At 49.5% G+C, this 22,574-nt stretch carries 13 protein-coding genes, 7 tRNA genes, 5 rRNA genes, 1 other RNA gene, 1 pseudogene and 1 other annotated feature (1 of these 28 running past the window's edge); of the genes and pseudogenes, 24 read left to right on the forward strand and 3 right to left on the reverse strand.

Annotation, left to right across the window (positions count from 1 at the left end):
• Window positions 1-74: 74 nt before the first annotated feature.
• The 3 genes from EXIG_RS00045 to guaB all read left to right on the forward strand — a co-directional run bounded on the left by EXIG_RS00045 (window position 75) and on the right by guaB (window position 4,774).
• Window positions 75-2,989: ribosomal RNA gene (locus EXIG_RS00045) — 23S ribosomal RNA — on the forward strand.
• Between the two features lie 47 nt (window positions 2,990-3,036).
• Window positions 3,037-3,152 (forward strand): 5S ribosomal RNA (gene rrf, locus EXIG_RS00050).
• A 155-nt stretch (window positions 3,153-3,307) separates the two neighbouring features.
• Window positions 3,308-4,774, forward strand: a complete 1,467-nt coding sequence (gene guaB / locus EXIG_RS00055) for an IMP dehydrogenase (protein WP_012368922.1) — start codon at window positions 3,308-3,310, stop codon at window positions 4,772-4,774.
• Between the two features lie 61 nt (window positions 4,775-4,835).
• On the opposite strand, the gene pdxR is transcribed toward guaB, so the two are convergent.
• Window positions 4,836-6,230, reverse strand: coding sequence for a MocR-like pyridoxine biosynthesis transcription factor PdxR (gene pdxR / locus EXIG_RS00060; RefSeq protein ID WP_012368923.1), 1,395 nt, complete (start codon window positions 6,228-6,230; stop codon window positions 4,836-4,838).
• A gap of 130 nt (window positions 6,231-6,360) precedes the next feature.
• On the opposite strand from pdxR, the gene pdxS reads away from it, so the two are divergent.
• The 8 genes and pseudogenes from pdxS to EXIG_RS15655 all read left to right on the forward strand — a co-directional run.
• On the forward strand, window positions 6,361-7,248 hold the full coding sequence (gene pdxS, locus EXIG_RS00065) for a pyridoxal 5'-phosphate synthase lyase subunit PdxS (RefSeq protein WP_200859024.1): 888 nt from the start codon (window positions 6,361-6,363) through the stop codon (window positions 7,246-7,248).
• Entirely contained in the window at window positions 7,242-7,820 is a 579-nt protein-coding gene (pdxT, locus tag EXIG_RS00070) for a pyridoxal 5'-phosphate synthase glutaminase subunit PdxT (protein ID WP_012368925.1), read from the forward strand. Before pdxS ends, pdxT begins: the two co-directional genes overlap by 7 nt.
• Window positions 7,821-7,914: 94 nt before the next feature.
• Window positions 7,915-9,162, forward strand: coding sequence for a D-alanyl-D-alanine carboxypeptidase family protein (locus tag EXIG_RS00075; protein ID WP_012368926.1), 1,248 nt, complete (start codon window positions 7,915-7,917; stop codon window positions 9,160-9,162).
• A 12-nt stretch (window positions 9,163-9,174) separates the two neighbouring features.
• Window positions 9,175-9,383 (forward strand) — a binding site (T-box leader).
• Window positions 9,384-9,445: 62 nt separating this feature from the next.
• Window positions 9,446-10,723 carry a serine--tRNA ligase gene (gene serS / locus EXIG_RS00080; protein ID WP_012368927.1) on the forward strand — a complete coding sequence of 426 codons (1,278 nt, stop codon included), beginning with the start codon at window positions 9,446-9,448 and terminating at the stop codon, window positions 10,721-10,723.
• 137 nt (window positions 10,724-10,860) lie between these two features.
• Window positions 10,861-10,951 (forward strand) — tRNA-Ser (locus EXIG_RS00085).
• 35 nt (window positions 10,952-10,986) lie between these two features.
• Window positions 10,987-11,077, forward strand: a tRNA-Ser gene (locus EXIG_RS00090).
• Window positions 11,078-11,112: 35 nt separating this feature from the next.
• A tRNA-Ser gene (locus tag EXIG_RS00095) sits at window positions 11,113-11,202 on the forward strand.
• A gap of 226 nt (window positions 11,203-11,428) precedes the next feature.
• Window positions 11,429-11,773: pseudogene (locus EXIG_RS15655) on the forward strand (DinB family protein); the annotation flags it as partial.
• Window positions 11,774-11,811: 38 nt separating this feature from the next.
• On the opposite strand, the gene EXIG_RS00105 reads toward EXIG_RS15655, so the two are convergent.
• Entirely contained in the window at window positions 11,812-12,489 is a 678-nt protein-coding gene (locus EXIG_RS00105) for a deoxynucleoside kinase (protein ID WP_012368928.1), read from the reverse strand.
• Window positions 12,486-13,115 carry a deoxynucleoside kinase gene (locus EXIG_RS00110; protein WP_012368929.1) on the reverse strand — a complete coding sequence of 210 codons (630 nt, stop codon included), beginning with the start codon at window positions 13,113-13,115 and terminating at the stop codon, window positions 12,486-12,488. Before EXIG_RS00110 ends, EXIG_RS00105 begins: the two co-directional genes overlap by 4 nt.
• A 108-nt stretch (window positions 13,116-13,223) precedes the next feature.
• On the opposite strand from EXIG_RS00110, the gene tadA reads away from it, so the two are divergent.
• The 13 genes from tadA to EXIG_RS00170 all read left to right on the forward strand — a co-directional run.
• Window positions 13,224-13,730, forward strand: a complete 507-nt coding sequence (tadA, locus tag EXIG_RS00115; protein ID WP_041261387.1) for a tRNA adenosine(34) deaminase TadA — start codon at window positions 13,224-13,226, stop codon at window positions 13,728-13,730.
• A gap of 48 nt (window positions 13,731-13,778) precedes the next feature.
• Window positions 13,779-14,045, forward strand: an RNA gene (gene ffs / locus EXIG_RS15660) — signal recognition particle sRNA large type.
• Between the two features lie 95 nt (window positions 14,046-14,140).
• Complete coding sequence (gene dnaX / locus EXIG_RS00120; protein ID WP_012368931.1) at window positions 14,141-15,826, forward strand: DNA polymerase III subunit gamma/tau; 1,686 nt, start codon at window positions 14,141-14,143, stop codon at window positions 15,824-15,826.
• A 23-nt stretch (window positions 15,827-15,849) separates the two neighbouring features.
• Entirely contained in the window at window positions 15,850-16,170 is a 321-nt protein-coding gene (locus EXIG_RS00125; RefSeq protein ID WP_012368932.1) for a YbaB/EbfC family nucleoid-associated protein, read from the forward strand.
• Between the two features lie 18 nt (window positions 16,171-16,188).
• The gene (gene recR, locus EXIG_RS00130) at window positions 16,189-16,788 is read left to right on the forward strand and encodes a recombination mediator RecR (RefSeq protein WP_012368933.1); all 600 of its coding nucleotides are present in this window, start codon (window positions 16,189-16,191) and stop codon (window positions 16,786-16,788) included.
• Complete coding sequence (locus EXIG_RS00135) at window positions 16,785-17,009, forward strand: YaaL family protein (RefSeq protein ID WP_012368934.1); 225 nt, start codon at window positions 16,785-16,787, stop codon at window positions 17,007-17,009. Before recR ends, EXIG_RS00135 begins: the two co-directional genes overlap by 4 nt.
• 347 nt (window positions 17,010-17,356) lie before the next feature.
• Window positions 17,357-18,918 (forward strand): 16S ribosomal RNA (locus EXIG_RS00140).
• 168 nt (window positions 18,919-19,086) lie between these two features.
• A 23S ribosomal RNA gene (locus EXIG_RS00145) occupies window positions 19,087-22,001 on the forward strand.
• A gap of 47 nt (window positions 22,002-22,048) precedes the next feature.
• Window positions 22,049-22,164: ribosomal RNA gene (gene rrf / locus EXIG_RS00150) — 5S ribosomal RNA — on the forward strand.
• The 16S, 23S and 5S rRNA genes sit together here with 4 tRNA genes alongside, the layout of an rRNA operon.
• Window positions 22,165-22,236: 72 nt before the next feature.
• A tRNA-Asp gene (locus EXIG_RS00155) sits at window positions 22,237-22,312 on the forward strand.
• Window positions 22,313-22,339: 27 nt separating this feature from the next.
• Window positions 22,340-22,415, forward strand: a tRNA-Phe gene (locus EXIG_RS00160).
• A gap of 8 nt (window positions 22,416-22,423) precedes the next feature.
• Window positions 22,424-22,499: transfer RNA gene (locus EXIG_RS00165), tRNA-Thr, on the forward strand.
• Between the two features lie 10 nt (window positions 22,500-22,509).
• Window positions 22,510-22,574: transfer RNA gene (locus EXIG_RS00170), tRNA-His, on the forward strand; it runs 11 nt beyond the window's last position.

The raw sequence follows: 22,574 nt of genomic DNA on the forward strand, positions 1-22,574 counted from the left end.
GAAGACATCAACAAGACATCAAACTTTTTATAACCATGTCATTAGACGTGTGTTCTTAGAATACCAAAATGCTAGATCAAGGTATGAAGGGCGTACGGTGGATGCCTTGGCACTAGGAGCCGATGAAGGACGCGACGAACAGCGATATGCTTCGGGGAGCAGTAAGTATGCTTTGATCCGAGGATTTCCGAATGGGGGAACCCACCATCCGTAATGGGATGGGACATGTTACATGAATACATAGTGTAGCGTGAGGCAGACCCGGGGAACTGAAACATCTAAGTACCCGGAGGAAGAGAAAGCAAATGCGATTCCCTGAGTAGCGGCGAGCGAAACGGGAACAGCCCAAACCGGAGAGCATGCTCTCCGGGGTTGTAGGACACTCTATACGGAGTCAAAAAGGAAGACAGTAGGCGAACGACCTGGAAAGGTCGGCCGAAGAAGGTGACAGCCCTGTAGCTGAAACTGTTTTCCCTCCAGAGTGGATCCTGAGTACGGCGGGACACGTGAAACCCCGTCGGAATCCGGGAGGACCATCTCCCAAGGCTAAATACTCCCTAGTGACCGATAGTGAACCAGTACCGTGAGGGAAAGGTGAAAAGCACCCCGGAAGGGGAGTGAAATAGATCCTGAAACCGTATGCCTACAAGTAGTCAGAGCCCGTTAACGGGTGATGGCGTGCCTTTTGTAGAATGAACCGGCGAGTTACGATAGCGCGCGAGGTTAAGCTGATGAGGCGGAGCCGTAGCGAAAGCGAGTCTGAATAGGGCGCCATAGTGCGTTGTCGTAGACCCGAAACCAGGTGATCTACCCATGTCCAGGATGAAGGTCAGGTAACACTGACTGGAGGTCCGAACCCACGCACGTTGAAAAGTGCGGGGATGAGGTGTGGGTAGCGGTGAAATGCCAATCGAACCTGGAGATAGCTGGTTCTCCCCGAAATAGCTTTAGGGCTAGCCTCGAGGTTGAGAGTTCCGGAGGTAGAGCACTGATTGGACTAGGGGCCCCCACAGGGTTACCGAATTCAGTTAAACTCCGAATGCCGGCAACTTATACTCGGGAGTCAGACTGCGAGTGATAAGATCCGTAGTCAAGAGGGAAACAGCCCAGACCGCCAGCTAAGGTCCCAAAGTGTATGTTAAGTGGAAAAGGATGTGGCGCTGCCTAGACAGCTAGGATGTTGGCTTAGAAGCAGCCACCATTCAAAGAGTGCGTAATAGCTCACTAGTCGAGTGGCGCCGCGCCGAAAATGTAACGGGGCTAAACATACCACCGAAGCTGCGGATTCCGTAAGGAATGGTAGGGGAGCGTTCCAAACCGCTGTGAAGCTGTACCGGAAGGAGCAGTGGAGCGTTTGGAAGTGAGAATGCCGGTGTGAGTAGCGAAAAGAGGGGTGAGAATCCCCTCCGTCGAAAGCCCAAGGTTTCCTGAGGAAGGCTCGTCCGCTCAGGGTTAGTCTGGACCTAAGCCGAGGCCGAAAGGCGTAGGCGATGGATAACAGGTTGATATTCCTGTACCACCGATCCACCGTTTGAACAATGGGGGGACGCAGGAGGATAGTGACGCATGCGGATGGAAGTGCATGTGTAAGTTTCGAGACCGTCTGATTGGCAAATCCGTCAGGCATCAAAGTCGAGGAACGATGCGGAGTCCCGTAGGGACGAAGGTCACGATTTCACACTGCCAAGAAAAGCCTCTAGTGAGGTGGAAGGTGCCAGTACCGTAAACCGACACAGGTAGGCGGGATGAGAATTCTAAGACGCGCGGGATAACTCTCGTTAAGGAACTCGGCAAAATGGTCCCGTAACTTCGGGAGAAGGGACGCTCTACATGAGTAGAGCCGCAGTGAATAGGCCCAAACGACTGTTTAGCAAAAACACAGGTCTCTGCTAAATCGCAAGATGACGTATAGGGGCTGACGCCTGCCCGGTGCTGGAAGGTTAAGGGGATGGGTTAGCGCAAGCGAAGCTTTGAACCGAAGCCCCAGTAAACGGCGGCCGTAACTATAACGGTCCTAAGGTAGCGAAATTCCTTGTCGGGTAAGTTCCGACCCGCACGAAAGGCGTAACGATTTGGGCACTGTCTCAACGAGAGACCCGGTGAAATCATAGTACCTGTGAAGATGCAGGTTACCCGCGACAGGACGGAAAGACCCCATGGAGCTTTACTACAGCCTGATATTGAGGCTTTGTGCATGATGTACAGGATAGGCGGGAGACGTCGAGACCGGAGCGCCAGCTTCGGAGGAGTCACCCTTGGGATACCGCCCTTCATGCATAGAGTCTCTAACTCGCAGCCGTCATCCGGCTGGAGGACCGTGTCAGGCGGGTAGTTTGACTGGGGCGGTCGCCTCCTAAACAGTAACGGAGGCGCCCAAAGGTTCCCTCAGAATGGTTGGAAATCATTCGTAGAGCGCAAAGGCAGAAGGGAGCTTGACTGCGAGACCTACAAGTCGAGCAGGGACGAAAGTCGGGCTTAGTGATCCGGTGGTTCCGCATGGAAGGGCCATCGCTCAACGGATAAAAGCTACCCTGGGGATAACAGGCTGATCTCCCCCAAGAGTCCACATCGACGGGGAGGTTTGGCACCTCGATGTCGGCTCATCGCATCCTGGGGCTGGAGTAGGTCCCAAGGGTTGGGCTGTTCGCCCATTAAAGCGGTACGCGAGCTGGGTTCAGAACGTCGTGAGACAGTTCGGTCCCTATCCGTCGTGGGCGCAGGAAATTTGAGGAGAGCTGTCCTTAGTACGAGAGGACCGGGATGGACGCACCGCTGGTGTACCAGTTGTTCCGCCAGGAGCATCGCTGGGTAGCTACGTGCGGACGGGATAAATGCTGAAAGCATCTAAGCATGAAGCCCCCTCCAAGATGAGATTTCCCTTTGAGTAATCAAGAAAGACCCCTCAGAGACGATGAGGTAGATAGGTCACGGGTGGAAGCATGGTGACATGCGGAGCTGAGTGATACTAATCGGTCGAGGCCTTGTTCTAGCAGATGCATTGTTGATGACTTCAGTTTTGAGGGCGCGAGCCCGTCGTCTGGTGACGATAGCCAAGTGGTCACACCCGTTCCCATGCCGAACACGGAAGTTAAGCACTTGAACGCCGAAAGTAGTTGGGGGCTTCTCCCTGTGAGGATAGGACGTTGCCAGGCCAGTAAAAGACCGATCTGCATTTTGCAGGTCGGTCTTTTTGTGTTATGTGAAACTTCAGATTGTTCTGATTATTGGTGGAGTCATTGACATGCCACCTCTCGCTTGTTACCATAACATCAATATTCTTTTATAGAAGAGAAAGCGAGTGGATAACATGTGGGAGAACAAATTTGCTAAAGAAGGCTTGACGTTTGATGACGTCTTGCTCGTACCACGTCGTTCAAGTGTCTTACCGCGAGATGTTGATTTGTCTGTAACATTATGCGAAGGAATTACATTAAACATTCCTTTAATCAGTGCAGGGATGGATACCGTAACAGAAGCTCCGATGGCGATTGCCATGGCACGTCAAGGTGGTCTTGGAGTCATCCACAAGAACATGTCGATGGAAGATCAAGCCGAACATGTCGATCGTGTTAAGCGGTCGGAGAATGGTGTCATTACAAATCCGTTTTACCTCACGCCAGAACGACAAGTCTATGATGCTGAATATTTGATGAGCAAGTACCGGATTTCAGGTGTTCCGATTGTCAATAACGAAACAGAACGCAAATTGGTCGGTATCTTAACCAACCGCGATCTCCGTTTCGTGAAAGATTACTCTACGGTCATTGAAACTGTCATGACGACGGAAGAACTGGTCACAGCAAAAGTCGGTACTTCTTTAGAAGAAGCCGAACAAATTCTCCACAAACATCGGATTGAAAAGTTACCACTCGTCGATGAGAACGGAGTTTTAAAAGGTTTGATTACAACAAAGGATATTGAAAAAGTTGAACAGTATCCGCACGCAGCTAAAGATTCATTTGGACGTCTGCTCGTCGCAGCAGCTGTCGGTGTAACGAAAGATGCCTCGGTTCGTGCTAAGTTCCTCGTAGATGCAGGAGTTGACGCATTGGTCGTCGACACGGCACACGGTCACTCAGAAGGGGTTCTCGTGAAAGTACGCGAACTTCGGGACGAGTATCCGAACTTGCCGATCATCGCAGGAAACGTCGCAACAGCTGAAGCGACACGTGACTTGATTGAAGCAGGTGCTTCTGTCATCAAAGTCGGAATTGGACCAGGGTCTATCTGCACGACACGTGTCGTGGCCGGAGTCGGTGTTCCACAAATCACAGCAGTCTTTGATTGTGCAACAGAAGCCCGTAAGCACGGTGTCTCGATTATCGCTGATGGCGGGATCAAGTATTCCGGTGATATCGTCAAAGCACTTGCAGCAGGCGGTCATGCGGTTATGTTAGGCAGCCTTCTCGCCGGCGTGGAAGAAAGCCCGGGAGAAATGGAGATTTACCAAGGCCGTCAATTCAAGACATATCGTGGTATGGGATCGGAAGCCTCAATGAAACGCGGCAGCCAAGACCGTTACTTCCAAGAAGCTGACAAGAAATTTGTTCCAGAAGGAATCGAAGGTCGCGTCGCATATCGCGGTAAACTCGGTGACTCGGTTTACCAACTCGTCGGAGGGATCCGCTCAGGAATGGGATACTGTGGTTCTGCTTCACTTGAAGAATTACGTGAAGAAACACAGTTCATCCGGATGACAGGTGCAGGGTTACAGGAAAGCCATCCTCACGATATTCAGATTACGAAAGAAGCTTCAAACTATACACGTCAATAATCAAAATCCTGCGACCTGAATAGGCCGCAGGATTTTTTTGTGGATAACCTTGTGGATACTTTTATTTTAACTGCCAAGCGGTAACTAGTTCGGTCAGTCCTTGCATCAATTGTTGTTCTGTTAAACTGGCAAACCCGAGGACAATTTGTGGATAAGCTGTGGATAACGGCAACTGGGCATAATCCGATAATCCATACACTTGAATCGAGGAGTCCTTCGCTCGCCGCAACAATTCCTGTTCCCCCATGCCATTCGAGACGGAAAGGACGACATGCAGTCCGGCACTTTCTCCCGTCAATTTCAGAAAAGGTACATCCCGGAGAGCGTGGACAACGACATCAAGTTTGCGGCGGTAGATTTTTCGCATCCGGTTCAAATGTTTCTCGAAGTCGCCCTCTTTCATGAAGCGCGTCAAAATCGTCTGATCAAATCGGGAGACACTGCACGTATAGTATGGAAATTCAGTTTGATAGCGTTCCAATAAAGGTCGTGGTAGTACCATATATCCGATGCGAAGGGACGGCATCAGTGATTTTGAGAATGTACTCAGATAAATCACCCGTTCACTGTCCATACTGTGCAAAGAAGGAATGGATTTTCCGCTGTACCGGAATTCGCTATCATAATCGTCTTCGATGATATAACGGCGATCCGATGCAGCGGCCCAGTTTAACAGTTGACGGCGTCGATTGACGGATAAAATACTGCCCGACGGAAACTGGTGAGCCGGTGTCACATACATAACATCGACAGGACTTTGAACGAGGGAAGGAATCACTAAGCCGTTTTGGTCGACCGGAATCGGAACCGCCGATCGTTCATGACTTTTAAGGATCAGACGTGTCGCATGATACCCGGGATCTTCGATGCCATAGGTTGTCGTTTTTCCTAATAAAAAGACGATATGCGGTAACAATTGCTCAACACCGGAACCGATGATGATCTGCTCCGGCGAACAGACGACTCCCCGTGAATGGTAGAGGTACGTCGCAATCTCGAGACGTAATGATAGATCACCTTGCGGGTGTCCAAGCGAGACGAGTGATTGATGTTGTTCGTCGATGACATCTTTTGCGTGTTTTCGCCAACGGGAGAAAGGAAAGGATGAGCCATCGATTTTACTGGGATGAAAATCGTAACGCATGGCTGGTTGTTGATTTGAACGTTGACTTGTCGGCAGAGGCGTTGTTTTGACGTATGCCAGTTCTTCGTAGGCTAAGACGAAGTAACCTTTCCTGGAAACGGATTCGACATATCCTTCTGCGACCAACTGTTGATAAGCCAGTTCGATTGTCGTCTGGCTGAGATTTAAAAACTGACCAAGCTTTCGTTTCGATGGTAATTTCGTTCCGTAAGCAAGGCGTCCTTCAATGATTTCCTGACGGATTTGCTGGTACAGTTGTTCGTACAGCGGACGATTTCCGTCCCGTATCAACTCAAACGATAACATGTCCATAACTGATCTCCCTTTTTACTGACCTGGTTAATTTATCATAAACTGATACTTTTAAAATAGTCAACGGGGAATATACTAAAAAGTATCACCGATTGGAAATACTATCACTGTCTAGGGGGAGTTCATAATGATGGAACGGCAACAAGGATCAGATCGTGTCAAACGGGGAATGGCTGAAATGCAAAAGGGTGGCGTCATCATGGATGTCGTGAATGCGGAACAGGCTAAAATCGCAGAAGCCGCCGGAGCGGTCGCTGTCATGGCACTTGAACGGGTGCCATCGGATATTCGGCGTGACGGGGGAGTAGCCCGGATGGCCGATCCGCTCATCACGGAAGAGGTTCTGCAGGCAGTATCCATTCCCGTGATGGCGAAGTGCCGGATCGGACATATCGTCGAAGCACGGGTCCTCGAATCGTTGGGTGTTGACTTTATTGATGAAAGTGAAGTCCTGACGCCGGCAGACGAGGAGTATCATTTATTGAAGTCATCGTTTACAGTACCGTTCGTCTGCGGAGCACGTGATTTAGGAGAAGCGGCGCGCCGGATTGCAGAAGGAGCAGCGATGATCCGGACAAAAGGGGAACCCGGAACCGGCAATGTCGTCGAAGCTGTCCGGCATATGCGCAAGATTCAAGCACAACTCCACCAGATTCTTCATTCACAACCGGATGAATTGATGACGCGTGCTAAAGAGTGGGGCGCATCTTACGAGGTCTTACAACAGATTCAGACAACAGGACGTCTTCCGGTCGTGAATTTTGCGGCTGGCGGAATCGCGACTCCAGCCGATGCGGCATTGATGATGCACCTTGGAGCCGAAGGCGTATTTGTCGGTTCCGGTATCTTTAAATCGGAACATCCGGAACGCGTCGCGAAAGCGATTGTCGAAGCCGTGACATACAAAGACGATTTCGAACGGATTGCCCATCTGTCGAAAGGACTCGGAACAGCGATGAAAGGAATTGATGTGACGTCGATGCCGTTTGAAGAACGGATGGCACCACGCGGATGGTAATCGGTATATTAGGTGTCCAAGGCGCCGTGCGCGAACATCAAGAGATGCTTCATCTGCTTGGAGTCAAAACGATGATCGTCAAATCAAGCGCGGACTTGGACGGAATCGACGGTTTAATCTTTCCTGGCGGCGAATCGACGACGATCCGCCGGCTGATTGACCGTTATGGTTTACTGGATGTCTTGCGACGTCAAGCTGACACGTTGCCGATGTTCGGGACATGTGCCGGGATGATTTTGCTGGCAAGCGAATTGACTGAAGGTCCTTCCCATTTAGGGGCGATTCCGATGACGGTCAGACGCAATGCGTTCGGACGACAAATCGACAGTTTTGAAACCTCCTTGAACGTTGAAGGTGCCGGTCAGGATATTGAAGCTGTTTTTATTCGAGCTCCTTTCGTCGAACAGGTCGGAGAAGGAGTACGTGTCCTGGCTGCAATCGGGATAGCCGCCGTTGTCGTCGAGACGGATCTTCATCTCGCCTGCTCCTTCCATCCGGAGCTGACTTCAGATCGGCGTCTTCATGATTATTTCATTCAAAAAATCAGACGGCGGACAGCTGTTTCTGTTTAATCAAAAGTAAGAGAGAAACCGTCAGTTTCCGGCTGTCGGTTTCTTTTTTTGTGCTACACTGAAAAGATATAACATCATTTGAAGGAGAGGACCGATGAAACGTCTTTTCACACTCTTTCTGAGTGTCCTTATACTGACTGCTGGTGGACAGCCGATGACAGGTCATGCAGAGACACCGGACATTCAGGCAGAATCTTACATAATGGTCGATGCGGTAACAGGCAAGATTTTATTGGCTGAACAGGCTGATTTGGCTCTGCCCCCGGCTTCGATGACAAAATTAATGACGCTTTATCTCGTGCGTCAGCAGATTGAGCAAAAAAAATTATCTTGGAATCAAACGGTTCGCCCAAGTGAAAAAGTACTGAAGCTTGCGAAAACACCGGGAATTGCCCGGTTGCCGATTCGGAAAACAACGTATACCATCCGGGAATTGTACGACGCAGCTTTTATTAAATCGGCTAACGATGCCGCCGTTCTCCTGGCAGAAGTCATGGCCGGAACGGAGAAGCAGTTCGTGGAACGAATGAATGAAACAGCTGTTGCACTAGGGATGGAAGATACCGAATACGCCAATGCTTCAGGACTCGATGCCGTCGATGCGACATTACCGGGAACAAACTTGATGACGGCGATGGATATCTCTCTTTTGATCATCCGCTATATTCAAGACTATCCGGATGTATTAGATGTGACAAAACGTTCGTTCATTACAATCAATGGAGAAAAGGTCGAAAACTCCAATAAGATGTTGCCGCGCCAACCGTATGCGTACAGCGGAATGCGGGGGATGAAGACCGGGACGACGGACCTTGCCGGATACTGTTTTGCGAGTGTCGCTACACGCGGGAATTTAACACTCGTATCGGTCGTCATGCGAACGACATCCGATAAAGCCCGGTTTGCAGAAACGAAAAAACTGCTGGATTACGGTTTTTCTTTTTTTGAACCGTTGACGTATTACGGAAAAGGGGAACAAATCAAAGGTGTATTGCCGATTCGGGGGGCAAAACAATCCCGCTACGATGTCGTGACGAAAACAGCATTGTATGTGACCGTGTTAAAAAACCAAGCGAAACCGCATACGCCTGTCTTTCAATTTTCAAAAGCAGAAGCACCGTTAAAAGAAGGTGAAATCATCGGGACCGTCCAAGTGGAAGACAGCGGACGATACTTACCCGGATTCACTGTTCCTCAAGCTACAGTAACCAGTGCTGCGAAGGTTGAGCTGGCGAGCTTCCAGATCCGCTTGTTCCGCGCCGTTTCGGCCTGGTCCAAAAAAATCAGTCAAGCGATTCATCAACCAACCCTTGTCAACCGTAAAGGGGATAGTGTAAAGTAAAGCTAATCTCATAATGATGTCATGAACGGACCAAGTAGAAGCATTTATTCTGTTAAGAGAGCTAGTGGGTGGTGCGAACTAGTCAGAAGGATACTTTGAATCGAGCCGGATCACACACCTTGCGAACAAGGTGCGGGTACGCCCGTTATCGCGTCTTTAGAGTTGGCTGATCTGATCAGCAATGAGGGTGGCAACGCGGATCCAGGTGATTCGTCCCTCTTCGGTTTTTTAGAACCGGAGAGGGATGGATTGCCTTTTTTTATTGAAAAAAGGAGGAAGAAACATGATTGATATTAAACGACTGCGTCAGGATTTTGACGCGATTCAAGAAAAACTGGCTCACCGGGGAGAAGATTTAACGGATATGAACCGGTTCATCGCCCTTGATGAAAAACGCCGGGAATTGATTGCCAAAACAGAAGTCCTGAAAGCGGAACGAAATGAAGCGACAAAAAAAATCGCGGAACTAAAACGCAACAAAGAAAATGCGGATGAAGCAATTGCTGCGATGCGCCAAGTCGGGGATGAAGTCAAAGCCCTCGATGAAGAACTGCGTGAAGTCGAAGCGACGCTGAATCTGTTGTTACTCGGTATTCCGAACATTCCCCATGACAGCGTTCCGATCGGTTCTACGGAAGATGATAATGTCGTCATCCGCGAAGTCGGTGACAAGCCGGCGTTTGATTTTGAAGCTGTACCCCACTGGGATTTGATGGAACAGTTGAAAATCGTTGACGTCGAACGGGCCGGAAAAGTAACGGGAAGCCGTTTCGTCTTTTACCGCGGTGCCGGTGCACGTCTTGAGCGGGCATTGATCAACTTCATGATGGATTTACACCAGGACAAAAACGGATATACGGAAATCCTGCCGCCGCTCATGGTCAACCGGGATTCTATGACAGGAACAGGACAGCTTCCGAAATTCGAAGAAGATGCGTTCAAAGTCGAAGATACGAACTACTTCCTTGTTCCGACAGCAGAAGTACCGGTGACGAACATGCACCGGGATGAAATTTTGTCAGCGGATCAATTGCCGATCGGTTATGCCGCCTACAGCCAATGTTTCCGGTCTGAAGCAGGTTCTGCCGGCCGTGATACGCGCGGTTTAATCCGTCAGCACCAATTCAACAAAGTCGAACTCGTCCGTTTCGTCAAACCGGAAGAATCATACGAACAGCTTGAATTGCTGACAGGGCAAGCGGAGGAAGTTTTGAAATTACTTAAACTTCCGTATCAGGTCCTCAGCATGTGTACAGCGGATCTTGGTTTCACAGCTGCAAAGAAATATGACATCGAGGTCTGGATGCCGAGCCAAGGGGTGTACCGTGAGATTTCTTCTTGCTCAAACTTTGAAGATTTCCAAGCACGCCGGGCACAAATCCGTTTCCGTCGGGAAGCGAATGCTAAACCGGAATTCGTTCATACATTAAACGGATCAGCACTTGCAGTCGGTCGGACAGTCGCTGCCATTCTTGAGAACTACCAGCAAGCAGATGGATCAGTTGTTATTCCAGAAGTACTTCGTCCTTATATGGGCGGTCTTGAAGTCATTCAAGGATAAGTAGGAAGGGGGAGATTTCCCCCTTCTAATTTTTTAAAAAGTTTTTTTAGAAAAAAGCTTTACACAATAAAACCAAGATGCTATCATAATTTATGTCAGGAAGGCGCTCGTACAATACGACGCTCAATTATAAGTACGGAGGCGTACTCAAGTGGTTTAAGAGAACGGTCTTGAAAACCGTCAGGCGGCGAAAGCCGTGCGTGGGTTCGAATCCCACCGCCTCCTCCATTTCTTTTTTTTTACCTGAAAACTACATATAACTTGGAGGCGTACTCAAGTGGTTTAAGAGAACGGTCTTGAAAACCGTCAGGCGGCGAAAGCCGTGCGTGGGTTCGAATCCCACCGCCTCCTCCACTTCTTTTTTTTTTACCTAAAATTACATTTAACATGGAGTCGTACCCAAGCCCGGCTGAAGGGGACGGACTCGAAATCCGTTAGGGGTCGCAAGGCCCGCGTGGGTTCGAATCCCACCGACTCCGCTTATACAAGCATCTCCCATTTATGGTGAGGTGCTTTTTTATTGCATCGATCGAGAGTGGCATGCTATGTTTTCCTACATCTTAGACAGAAAAAGGAGCAGCAATTATGACACTCACGAAACAAACGTTACTCACCCATTACCAAGACACGATGGAATTTGTCCGCAGTCTTGAACACATATCAGAGGAAGCATGGCGGACGCCTTATGCGTAAGGGAAATGGACGGTCGCTGAGATCATCGGTCATCTATCACCGTGGGACCGGTTCCTTGTCGCGGAACGCTTGCCGTTTATCTTGGCAAATGAGCCATTTCGTGTAAAACCGGACAGCCAGGCTGTTAATGAAGAGGCGGCAAAAATGAGCCGGGAACAACAACGGATTTTGACGATTGACGAATTCTTAGTCAGTCGTGACCGCTTGCATCGTGCCGTTGAACTGATTCCGGAAGAACGTTTGGCGGATACGTTTACGTCAAAAGGAAAAACCATTTCGCTTCTCGATTTTTTAGGGGCCATGATGCAACATGATTTACATCACCGGTCTCAAATTGAACAAGTCACTGCAGTCTGAAAAAAGCCCGTCGACAGAAATGTCGACGGGCTTTTGGATTAGCGGATTTTAGCAGTGCGGGCAACTTCAAGTTGTTTATCGATTTTTGATAAAATCCGTTCGATCGATTCCGGCTCGTTTAATAAATCGTATTCATCGATTGATAAACGGAGAACCGGACAAATCGTGAAGTTATTGATCCAGTTCGTGTAACGTTCGTACATCTCTTCCCAATACTCGATTGGCGTTTGTTGTTCCATTTCGCGTCCGCGTAAGCGAATCCGCTCAAGAACTTGTTCAAACGAGCCTTCGAGATAAATCAGGAGATCCGGATGCGGGAAGAATGGTGTCATGACCATGGCGTCAAACAAACTCGAGTAGGTTTCGTAATCCGTTGGTGACATCGTTCCTTTTTCGAAATGCATCTTCGCGAAGATACCTGTATCTTCGTAAATCGAACGGTCTTGAATGAAACCGCCGCCGTATTGGAAGATTTTCTTTTGTTCCTTAAAACGTTCAGCAAGGAAGTAAATTTGTAAGTGAAAGCTCCAGCGCTCGAAATCATGATAAAATTTGTCCAGGTAAGGGTTTGTATCGACTTTTTCAAGAGATGTCCGGAAACCAAGAGAGTCTGCTAGACCGTTTGTAATCGTCGATTTACCGATACCGACCATTCCACCAATCGTAATGACGGCATCTGCCGGGATGTTATACTTTTCACGTAATTTCGAGTTCATGCGTGGTTCGCTCCTTCATATAATTCGTTGCGGATCTTTGTCAGGACGTATTCTAAATCTTCCGGCCGTTTGACGAAGTCGAGTTCATCTCCGTTGAATCGGATGACTTTCACTTCCGGATGTTTGATTTGGTAATCTGTGACGAACGTCTCGTAGTCAGCCGCCAGTTGTTCAAGGTAAGCACGTGACATGTTTTCTTCAATCTCGCGTCCGCGTAGAGCAACACGTTTCATCAACGTGTCGATGCTTGCATCTAAATAAATGACTGCATCGGGCTTTGGCATATCCGTTGTCAGGATCGAATAAATCTGTTCGTACTTATCAAGGTGCTCGACTTTCAGAGAACGATGGGCAAAAATAAGGTTTTTAAAGATATGATAATCAGCGACGACAGAGCGTTGTTTACTGAGATAGTGACGTTCGATATCATCGAGCTGCTTAAAGCGATTACACAGGAAGAACATTTCCGTTTGGAAACTCCATTCTTCGATGTCTTCATAGAACTTTCCAAGAAAGGGATTTTCTTCGACGATTTCGCGTAACATAGAAAATGAGAAATGGTGACTGATGGCGTTAGCAAGTGAAGTTTTTCCAACACCAATAGGTCCTTCAACCGTTATGAACATATTCAATTACCCTCCGTTCAGCAAAGTGCAATTTATATTTTAGCACAAAGCAGCGGCACCTGCCGAAGTTTCAGCGGGAGAATTTTTGTAAAGATAGGAAGTGTGATGATGGAACGGCATGAACACTATATGCGCCTTGCCATTGAGGAAGCAAAAAAAGCAAAAGCAATCGGTGAAGTCCCGATTGGTTGTGTCATCGTCAAAGGCGATGAGGTGATTGCGACCGGTTATAACCACCGGGAAACGAATCATCAGGCGACGGCACATGCCGAATTACTCGCAATTGAAGAAGCCTGCAACAAGCTCGCCAACTGGCGTCTCGAAGGATGCGAACTCTATGTGACGCTTGAACCGTGTCCGATGTGTGCAGGGGCCATCATGCTGTCGCGGATCGAACACGTCATCTTTGGAGCCGTTGATCCGAAGGGTGGATGTTGCGGCACTTTGATGAATTTAGTCCAGGATGAACGGTTCAATCATGTTTCGCAATTAACGGGTGGCGTTCTTGAACAGGAGTGCGGTGAGATGTTGACGTCCTTTTTCCGGGAGCTCCGGGCGAAAAAGAAACAACGGAAACGGGCAATGGGTTGCAACGGGACCGATGAAACAGTATAATGAAAAAGCACTCGAAACAAGTGCCACTAAAATACGATAAACCATTTGCCGTGCTAGGTGGGGATGTAGCGGTTCCCTGTCACTCGCAATCCGCTATAGCGAGACTGAATTCCATATCGAGGGATAGGATTGGTGTGGTCTGCCTTACGTAAGTAGCGTTGACGTCTGAGTCCTGCGCAACAGATACCCATGAACCAGGTCAGGTCCGGAAGGAAGCAGCCTTAAGTGGTGCTCTCTGTGTGCCGCAGGAGCGCTTGGACTGAGCAGGCTGCGTGAGTAACGCATGTTGAACCTATTTCAGAATATGGTGCGCGGCAGTTTAATTTTAGATAACAAGTCTACAGCCGGTTTCGGTTGTAGACTTTTTTAGGTAGAATAGAAACAGGATTATAAATAGAGGAGGCGCAAACTTGGCCTATCAAGCATTATATCGTGTGTACCGGCCGCAACGTTTTGACGAAGTCGTCGGACAGGCACACATTACCCGGACGATTCAAAACGCCTTGATGGAAGAACGGATGTCGCATGCCTATCTGTTCTCTGGACCACGAGGAACGGGGAAAACAAGTCTGGCAAAAATCATTGCCAAAGCAATCAACTGTGAACAAGCGCCAGTAAATGAACCATGTAACGAATGTCCGACATGTCGAGCGATTACAGAAGGATCAAGTCCTGATGTGTTTGAAATCGATGCCGCGTCCAACAACGGCGTTGATGAAATCCGGGAAATCCGGGATAAGGTCAAATATCCGCCGTCAGAAGCAGCGTACAAAGTATACATCATTGATGAAGTCCACATGTTATCGACCGGAGCCTTCAATGCGTTACTTAAAACATTGGAAGAACCGCCAGCACACGCCATTTTCATCCTGGCGACGACAGAGCCGCATAAAATACCGGCGACGATTATCTCACGTTGCCAACGTTTTGATGTCAAACGGCATGAAGTCGATCAATTGATGGAACGGATGCAGTACATCTTATCGGATCAAACGATCGGCTATACGGAAACCGCATTGCGGTTGATTGCCCGGGCAGCGGATGGTGGAATGCGGGATGCCTTAAGCCTGCTCGATCAGGCCGTCGCCTTTTCGAATGGAGACCTAACGGATGATGCTGTACTGGAAGTGACGGGGGCAGTGGAAGATGAAGCACTGCTCGCTGTCGCAAACGCATTGCAAGCCCATCAAGTCGACCAGTTGTTGCAGACACTTGAAAAAATGCAACGGGCAGGAAAAGATTTAAAACGATTCGTCGAAGATCTGGTCTTTTTCTATCGCGATACGTTACTTCTCAAAACGTCTCCGACAGCAGTTGATCTTTTGGAACGGGCTCGGCCGACCGAAGCGTTCAAAACATTTGTCGAGACGATCGAGACAGAAGCATGTTTTCATATCATCGAACAATTGCATGACTGCCAACAGCAGATGCGTTTGACGAATCATCCCCGTGTCCTGGTCGAAATTGCGTTCATTCAGATTGCGGAACAAGGACGAACGACCGGACAGATCATGCAGAGTCTCCAGCAAGAGGTACGGGAACTGAAGGAACAGATGCATCAGTTGAAAGTCACGGGAGTCCCGGCTGCTGAAGGAACGCCTGCGCAACAACCAGCCAAACGCAAACAAGCCCGGCCAACTGTCCGGATAGCGAAAGAGCGGATTCGGCAAATGTTGAGTCGTGCAGAGAAGGCACAGCTTCTTGAAATTCAAGAACGTTGGGATGCCATTTTAAAGTTAATCCTTAAACAAGATGGTCCGATTTACTCTTTGGTGCATGAAAGTAAACCGGTCCTCTGTTCGGAAGATACATTATTGATTGAGTTTGATAACGGGAAAGGCTGGCATTTTGAACAGGTCATGACCAACGAACGGACCCGTTTCGTCATTGAAGAAGCACTGTTTGAGGTCTGCGGTGTGAAACGTCAGATTCTTGCGATTCTCGATAATGATTGGAAAGAACTAAAAGCAGAGTTTGTTGCGAAACGAAATAGTAGTAATATAGAAGAGAAAGAAGTGGCAGTCGAATCGGAAGAAGATCGACTGTTGTCCGAGACGCTCGGACGATTTGGTGATATCGTAGAATTCGAAGACTAATTTCAGTTAGAGGAGGAAGAATTATGCGTGGTATGGGAAACATGAATAACATGATGAAACAAATGCAGAAGATGCAAAAAGATATGGCGAAAGCTCAAGAAGAATTAAAGGACTTGACGGTTACGGGAACAGCTGGCGGAGAGATGGTCTCTGTCGTAGCGGATGGTCATAAAAATATCATCGATGTCATCATTAAAGAAGAAGTGGTTGATCCGGACGATGTCGAGATGATTCAAGATCTCGTTCTTGCTGCTACAAACGATGCTTTGAAAAAAGTAGATGAACTCGTTTCGAGTAAAATGGGTAAATTTACACAAGGAATGAACATGCCGGGAATGTTTTAAACTGTAGGGGGAAACGAATTGCAATATCCTGAAGCAATCAGCCGCTTAATCGAAAGTTTTACGAAGTTACCGGGTATTGGTCCGAAAACAGCTGTCCGTCTTGCGTTTCATGTTCTTGATATGGAAGAAGATGATGTGCTGATGTTCGGAAAAGCACTCGTGAGCGCAAAGCGTGATATCTCATATTGTAGTATCTGTGGGAACATCACAGATAAAGATCCGTGTTACGTTTGTTCCGATAAACACCGTAACCGGACAATCGTCTGTGTCGTTCAAGATTCACGTGATGTCATCGCGATGGAAAAGATGCGGGACTACCAGGGCTTGTACCATGTATTACACGGGGCAATCAGTCCAATGGAAGGAATCGGTCCTGAAGATATCAATGTATCCAGTCTATTGACGCGTCTGCAGGCAGATGAAGCCATTACTGAAATCATCTTGGCAACGAATCCGAACATCGAAGGGGAAGCGACAGCGATGTATCTTTCCCGATTACTGAAACCGACCGGTATTCGTGTTACACGGATTGCTCATGGTCTTCCGGTTGGCGGTGATTTGGAGTACGCGGATGAAGTCACATTATCCCGTGCCATGGAGGGAAGACGGGAGTTATGAATTGGTTTCGGAAAAAAATCCGGAGCGAATATGATGAACGCTTTCTCCGTGAACTGGCGCTGGCGCAAGAAAACTACTTGATGAAACGCCGTTTACTTGAAATCAGTTACGATGACTGTGGTGATCTCGAAGCTCAAATGAAGTTAGCGGAATCCGTTTATTACTTCTATATTAGAGAAGCGAAGAAACGGCGAGTCTCGTTACCGACTGTTCGCTTATAATGAAAAAGAGGAAGGCTGCCGCTTGGTAATTGAGGTGGTAGCCTTCTTTTCTATTCTTTTTAAAATTAATTTAACAAAAGAGTTGTCATGTTGTAATTATCGTGGTATATTAATTCTTGTCCTTAAGAGGACGAGCGCATTGCACGAAACAAGAAAAAAACTTCTTTTAAAAAGTTGTTGACTTATTGTTTCAGACTTGGTATTCTAATTGAGTCGCCAAAACAGGCGCGGACGAACTTTGAAAACTGAACGATGAGGCAAAAAAACGTATCTTCGGATACAAACAATGAATGAAGCGCAAGCTTCGTCAACGTGACTTTGGTCACAAAAACGAGCAAGTCAAACACTTTATGGAGAGTTTGATCCTGGCTCAGGACGAACGCTGGCGGCGTGCCTAATACATGCAAGTCGAGCGCAGGAAGCTCACGGAACTCTTCGGAGGGAAGTGAAGGGAATGAGCGGCGGACGGGTGAGTAACACGTAAGGAACCTGCCCCAAGGATTGGGATAACTCCGAGAAATCGGAGCTAATACCGAATAGTTCTTCAGACCGCATGGTCTGATGATGAAAGGCGCTCCGGCGTCACCTTGGGATGGCCTTGCGGTGCATTAGCTAGTTGGTGGGGTAATGGCCCACCAAGGCGACGATGCATAGCCGACCTGAGAGGGTGATCGGCCACACTGGGACTGAGACACGGCCCAGACTCCTACGGGAGGCAGCAGTAGGGAATCTTCCACAATGGACGAAAGTCTGATGGAGCAACGCCGCGTGAGTGATGAAGGTTTTCGGATCGTAAAACTCTGTTGTAAGGGAAGAACAAGTACGAGAGGGAATGCTCGTACCTTGACGGTACCTTGCGAGAAAGCCACGGCTAACTACGTGCCAGCAGCCGCGGTAATACGTAGGTGGCAAGCGTTGTCCGGAATTATTGGGCGTAAAGCGCGCGCAGGCGGCCTTTTAAGTCTGATGTGAAAGCCCCCGGCTCAACCGGGGAGGGTCATTGGAAACTGGAAGGCTTGAGTACAGAAGAGAAGAGTGGAATTCCATGTGTAGCGGTGAAATGCGTAGAGATGTGGAGGAACACCAGTGGCGAAGGCGACTCTTTGGTCTGTAACTGACGCTGAGGCGCGAAAGCGTGGGGAGCAAACAGGATTAGATACCCTGGTAGTCCACGCCGTAAACGATGAGTGCTAGGTGTTGGGGGGTTTCCGCCCCTCAGTGCTGAAGCTAACGCATTAAGCACTCCGCCTGGGGAGTACGGCCGCAAGGCTGAAACTCAAAGGAATTGACGGGGACCCGCACAAGCGGTGGAGCATGTGGTTTAATTCGAAGCAACGCGAAGAACCTTACCAACTCTTGACATCCCCTTGACCGCTTGAGAGATCAAGTTTTCCCTTCGGGGACAAGGGTGACAGGTGGTGCATGGTTGTCGTCAGCTCGTGTCGTGAGATGTTGGGTTAAGTCCCGCAACGAGCGCAACCCCTATCCTTAGTTGCCAGCATTTAGTTGGGCACTCTAGGGAGACTGCCGGTGACAAACCGGAGGAAGGTGGGGATGACGTCAAATCATCATGCCCCTTATGAGTTGGGCTACACACGTGCTACAATGGACGGTACAAAGGGCAGCGAGACCGCGAGGTGGAGCCAATCCCAGAAAGCCGTTCCCAGTTCGGATTGCAGGCTGCAACTCGCCTGCATGAAGTCGGAATCGCTAGTAATCGCAGGTCAGCATACTGCGGTGAATACGTTCCCGGGTCTTGTACACACCGCCCGTCACACCACGAGAGTTTGCAACACCCGAAGCCGGTGAGGTAACCGCAAGGAGCCAGCCGTCGAAGGTGGGGTAGATGATTGGGGTGAAGTCGTAACAAGGTAGCCGTATCGGAAGGTGCGGCTGGATCACCTCCTTTCTAAGGAAAACGTCCCGTACGGGACATGCCCATCGTTCAGTTTTGAGAGCTCGTCTCTCAACGTCTCGATAGAGACACTCGCACCTTGAAAACTGAAGACATCAACAAGACATCAAACTTTTTATAACCATGTCATTAGACGTGTGTTCTTAGAATACCAAAATGCTAGATCAAGGTATGAAGGGCGTACGGTGGATGCCTTGGCACTAGGAGCCGATGAAGGACGCGACGAACAGCGATATGCTTCGGGGAGCAGTAAGTATGCTTTGATCCGAGGATTTCCGAATGGGGGAACCCACCATCCGTAATGGGATGGGACATGTTACATGAATACATAGTGTAGCGTGAGGCAGACCCGGGGAACTGAAACATCTAAGTACCCGGAGGAAGAGAAAGCAAATGCGATTCCCTGAGTAGCGGCGAGCGAAACGGGAACAGCCCAAACCGGAGAGCATGCTCTCCGGGGTTGTAGGACACTCTATACGGAGTCAAAAAGGAAGACAGTAGGTGAACGACCTGGAAAGGTCGGCCGAAGAAGGTGACAGCCCTGTAGCTGAAACTGTTTTCCCTCCAGAGTGGATCCTGAGTACGGCGGGACACGTGAAACCCCGTCGGAATCCGGGAGGACCATCTCCCAAGGCTAAATACTCCCTAGTGACCGATAGTGAACCAGTACCGTGAGGGAAAGGTGAAAAGCACCCCGGAAGGGGAGTGAAATAGATCCTGAAACCGTATGCCTACAAGTAGTCAGAGCCCGTTAATGGGTGATGGCGTGCCTTTTGTAGAATGAACCGGCGAGTTACGATAGCGCGCGAGGTTAAGCTGATGAGGCGGAGCCGTAGCGAAAGCGAGTCTGAATAGGGCGCCATAGTGCGTTGTCGTAGACCCGAAACCAGGTGATCTACCCATGTCCAGGATGAAGGTCAGGTAACACTGACTGGAGGTCCGAACCCACGCACGTTGAAAAGTGCGGGGATGAGGTGTGGGTAGCGGTGAAATGCCAATCGAACCTGGAGATAGCTGGTTCTCCCCGAAATAGCTTTAGGGCTAGCCTCGAGGTTGAGAGTTCCGGAGGTAGAGCACTGATTGGACTAGGGGCCCCCACAGGGTTACCGAATTCAGTTAAACTCCGAATGCCGGCAACTTATACTCGGGAGTCAGACTGCGAGTGATAAGATCCGTAGTCAAGAGGGAAACAGCCCAGACCGCCAGCTAAGGTCCCAAAGTGTATGTTAAGTGGAAAAGGATGTGGCGCTGCCTAGACAGCTAGGATGTTGGCTTAGAAGCAGCCACCATTCAAAGAGTGCGTAATAGCTCACTAGTCGAGTGGCGCCGCGCCGAAAATGTAACGGGGCTAAACATACCACCGAAGCTGCGGATTCCGTAAGGAATGGTAGGGGAGCGTTCCAAACCGCTGTGAAGCTGTACCGGAAGGAGCAGTGGAGCGTTTGGAAGTGAGAATGCCGGTGTGAGTAGCGAAAAGAGGGGTGAGAATCCCCTCCGTCGAAAGCCCAAGGTTTCCTGAGGAAGGCTCGTCCGCTCAGGGTTAGTCTGGACCTAAGCCGAGGCCGAAAGGCGTAGGCGATGGATAACAGGTTGATATTCCTGTACCACCGATCCACCGTTTGAACAATGGGGGGACGCAGGAGGATAGTGACGCATGCGGATGGAAGTGCATGTGTAAGTTTCGAGACCGTCTGATTGGCAAATCCGTCAGGCATCAAAGTCGAGGAACGATGCGGAGTCCCGTAGGGACGAAGGTCACGATTTCACACTGCCAAGAAAAGCCTCTAGTGAGGTGGAAGGTGCCAGTACCGTAAACCGACACAGGTAGGCGGGATGAGAATTCTAAGACGCGCGGGATAACTCTCGTTAAGGAACTCGGCAAAATGGTCCCGTAACTTCGGGAGAAGGGACGCTCTACATGAGTAGAGCCGCAGTGAATAGGCCCAAACGACTGTTTAGCAAAAACACAGGTCTCTGCTAAATCGCAAGATGACGTATAGGGGCTGACGCCTGCCCGGTGCTGGAAGGTTAAGGGGATGGGTTAGCGCAAGCGAAGCTTTGAACCGAAGCCCCAGTAAACGGCGGCCGTAACTATAACGGTCCTAAGGTAGCGAAATTCCTTGTCGGGTAAGTTCCGACCCGCACGAAAGGCGTAACGATTTGGGCACTGTCTCAACGAGAGACCCGGTGAAATCATAGTACCTGTGAAGATGCAGGTTACCCGCGACAGGACGGAAAGACCCCATGGAGCTTTACTACAGCCTGATATTGAGGCTTTGTGCATGATGTACAGGATAGGCGGGAGACGTCGAGACCGGAGCGCCAGCTTCGGAGGAGTCACCCTTGGGATACCGCCCTTCATGCATAGAGTCTCTAACTCGCAGCCGTCATCCGGCTGGAGGACCGTGTCAGGCGGGTAGTTTGACTGGGGCGGTCGCCTCCTAAACAGTAACGGAGGCGCCCAAAGGTTCCCTCAGAATGGTTGGAAATCATTCGTAGAGCGCAAAGGCAGAAGGGAGCTTGACTGCGAGACCTACAAGTCGAGCAGGGACGAAAGTCGGGCTTAGTGATCCGGTGGTTCCGCATGGAAGGGCCATCGCTCAACGGATAAAAGCTACCCTGGGGATAACAGGCTGATCTCCCCCAAGAGTCCACATCGACGGGGAGGTTTGGCACCTCGATGTCGGCTCATCGCATCCTGGGGCTGGAGTAGGTCCCAAGGGTTGGGCTGTTCGCCCATTAAAGCGGTACGCGAGCTGGGTTCAGAACGTCGTGAGACAGTTCGGTCCCTATCCGTCGTGGGCGCAGGAAATTTGAGGAGAGCTGTCCTTAGTACGAGAGGACCGGGATGGACGCACCGCTGGTGTACCAGTTGTTCCGCCAGGAGCATCGCTGGGTAGCTACGTGCGGACGGGATAAATGCTGAAAGCATCTAAGCATGAAGCCCCCTCCAAGATGAGATTTCCCTTTGAGTAATCAAGAAAGACCCCTCAGAGACGATGAGGTAGATAGGTCACGGGTGGAAGCATGGCGACATGCGGAGCTGAGTGATACTAATCGGTCGAGGCCTTGTTCTAGCAGATGCATTGTTGATGACTTCAGTTTTGAGGGCGCGAGCCCGTCGTCTGGTGACGATAGCCAAGTGGTCACACCCGTTCCCATGCCGAACACGGAAGTTAAGCACTTGAACGCCGAAAGTAGTTGGGGGCTTCCCCCTGTGAGGATAGGACGTTGCCAGGCATACTTTTTTAATAAAGTATTTGACAATTTTGACTGATTGATATAGTATTATAGAAGTCGTCAAGTTACCACGGTCCTGTGGTGTAGCGGTTAACATGCCTGCCTGTCACGCAGGAGATCGCGGGTTCGAATCCCGTCAGGACCGCCATTTTTATTTACCGAAACTTTTTAGTATGGCTTTGTAGCTCAGTCGGTAGAGCAGAGGACTGAAAATCCTCGTGTCGGCGGTTCGATTCCGTCCAAAGCCACCATTACACCTGCCGGTGTAGCTCAGCTGGTAGAGCAACTGACTTGTAATCAGTAGGTCGCGGGTTCGACTCCTGTTGCCGGCACCATCTTAATATGGCGGTTGTGGCGAAGTGGTTAACGCACCGGATTGTGATTCCGGCATTCGTGGGTTCAATTCCCAT

Origin of the sequence: Exiguobacterium artemiae 255-15 (assembly GCF_000019905.1) — a bacterium.
Taxonomy (GTDB): domain Bacteria; phylum Bacillota; class Bacilli; order Exiguobacteriales; family Exiguobacteriaceae; genus Exiguobacterium_A; species Exiguobacterium_A artemiae.